The following is a 2,347-nucleotide window of genomic DNA, read 5'->3' on the forward strand; positions in this document are numbered from 1 at the left end:
CAGGGCGCTCGCGTGGTGTTCGTGACGAGCCACCAGGCGCACTTCATCCGCACGACGGCGACGATGCCGGAATACGAGCCGGTCGCTCTGTCCAAGCGTGCCGGCGAGGATGCGCTGCGTGAGCGCATCCCGGCTCTCGCCGAGAGCGGCGTGGAGTTCGTCGTGGTCTCGGGCGACATGATCGAAGGGACCATCACCGCCACGCTCCTGGAACGCGCGAACCCCGGCGCGATCGCCACACGTCGCGAGTCGGCCGGGCGCCTGTACAACGTGTCGGAGTTCGCCGCCGAGGTCGCCCTCGCGGCGATCGAGCCGGTACCCGCCGACAACACCCGGCTGGTCGGGGACACCGGTTCGTTCGCGGGGGAATGACGTGCGAGCCGCCGACATCGAATCCCTCATCGCGGTCGGCCGGCCCGACATCTCACGCGACGGCTCCTTCGCGGTCTACGCGACGTCGCGACCCGACATCAGGGCGAACCGCTACGTCGGACAGGTGTGGCGCGCCGACCTCCCCCACGGGCGTCCCCGCCGACTGACACGCGGCGTCGCCGACGCGGCACCGCTCATCAGTCCCGATGGCTCACGGGTCCTGTTCCGGCGCCCCGACGCGGGCGGCAGGGCGCAGCTGTTCGTGGTGCGCGCCACCGGGGGAGAGGCGGTGCAGATCACGGATGAGCCTCTGGGGATCGCAGAGCACGCGTGGACGCCCGATGGTGACCGCGCGGTCTTCCTCGCCCGCGTGCCCGAGCCGGGCCGGTACGGTACCGTGGCCGGGCTCGAGCCTGCCGCGGAGGCGCCGCGTCGTGTCACCGGCATCCGCTGGCACGCCAACGGGGTCGGATACATCGCCGACCGACCGTCGCACGTCTTCGTGGTGCCGGTGGCCGACCCGGACGACGAGCCCGCCTATCCCGCGGCGCCCCGCGTGGGGGAGTCGGAGGAGGCCCCCGCCGTTCCGGTCCCCTCGCGACGGGTGACGCTCGGTGACGAATCGCACAGCGCACTGGCGGTGCACGAAGGCCGCGTGTTCACCGTCGTCGATGCGATCGAGTCGGCGCGCCGGGATCTCAGTTCTCGCGTCGTCGCCGTCGGCCTCGACGACGGGAACGAGTCGGAGGTCGTGGGGGCCGATGCGCGGTTGACGATCTCCGACCTCGCCGTGTGCGGCGACGGCACGCTCGCTCTCTTGGCGGCAGATGTCGGGGAGCGGGGGGTCGACTTCGTCGCTCCGGCGACGGGGCTCTTCCTCGTCGGAGCAGACGGCGTCCGGCGCGTGCACGACGCCGACCGGTTCGATCTGGGTGAAGCGGGCAGCCACCTGACCGTCGTCGGCGACGACCTTCTCGTGCAGAACCGCACCCGCGGGCGCGTGCACCTGCTCCGCGTCGCACGGGACGGCACCGCTTCCGCCGTGCTCGACGGCGATGTCGAGGTGAGCGGTCACGCCGCGTCGGGCACGAGGGTCGTCGCGGCAGCGGCGACCCCGGGGAGCCTCGGCGAACTCTTCCTGATGGACGGCGGCGAGGCCCGCTGCTTGACCCACCACGGTGAAGCGGGCGCCATCGCCCCGGTGCCGATCGCCGAGCACGAGATCACCGGCCGCGACGGGTATCCGATCCATGGCTGGAGCGCGATCCCGGACGGTGAGGGTCCGCACCCGGTCATCCTTCAGATCCACGGCGGACCGTATGCCGCTTATGGAATACACCTCTTCGACGAGACACAGGTGCTCGTCGATGCCGGATACGCGGTGGTCTATTGCAATCCCCGGGGCTCAGCGGGCTACGGGAGTGCGCACGGGCGAAGCATCCGGCAGGCGATGGGCACGGTCGACATGGCCGACGTTCTCGATTTTCTCGACGGGCTCCTGGCGGCGGACCCGCGACTGGACGGCGACCGCGTGGGCATCATGGGCGGGTCGTATGGCGGCTACCTGACGGCGTGGACCATCGCGCACGAGGAGCGTTTCGCCGCGGCGATCGTCGAACGCGGCTTCCTGGACCCCGTGTCGTTCCAAGGCACGAGCGACATCGGAACGTTCTTCGGGGATGAGTACGTCGGCACCGATCCCGAGGCGATCGCGGCGCAGAGTCCGATGGCGGTGGTCGATCGCGTCACGACGCCGACACTCGTCATCCACTCCGAGGCGGACTACCGGTGCCCCCTCGAACAGGCTACGCGCCACTATTCCGCGCTGAAGCGTCAGGGCGTCGAGACGGAGATGCTGATCTTCCCGGGGGAGGACCACGAACTCACGCGGGCGGGCCAGCCGCGCCATCGGGTCGAGCGCTTCGACGCGGTACTCGGCTGGTGGGCGCGCCATCTGCCGATCGGCTGACCCGCC

Annotated in this window: 2 protein-coding genes; both read left to right on the forward strand. The window is 70.9% G+C overall.

Features of this window, described 5'->3' with window-relative positions; all coding sequences use genetic code 11:
- Window positions 1-372 (forward strand): SDR family oxidoreductase (locus B4E30_RS15410; protein ID WP_286796060.1); only part of this gene is annotated, 372 nt, incomplete at its 5' end.
- Between the two features lies 1 nt (window position 373).
- Complete coding sequence (locus B4E30_RS15415) at window positions 374-2,341, forward strand: S9 family peptidase (RefSeq protein WP_286796062.1); 1,968 nt, start codon at window positions 374-376, stop codon at window positions 2,339-2,341.
- Window positions 2,342-2,347 lie beyond the last annotated feature (6 nt).

The organism is Microbacterium sp. UBA3394, assembly GCF_002358725.1.
Taxonomy (GTDB): Bacteria; Actinomycetota; Actinomycetes; order Actinomycetales; family Microbacteriaceae; genus Microbacterium; species Microbacterium luteum.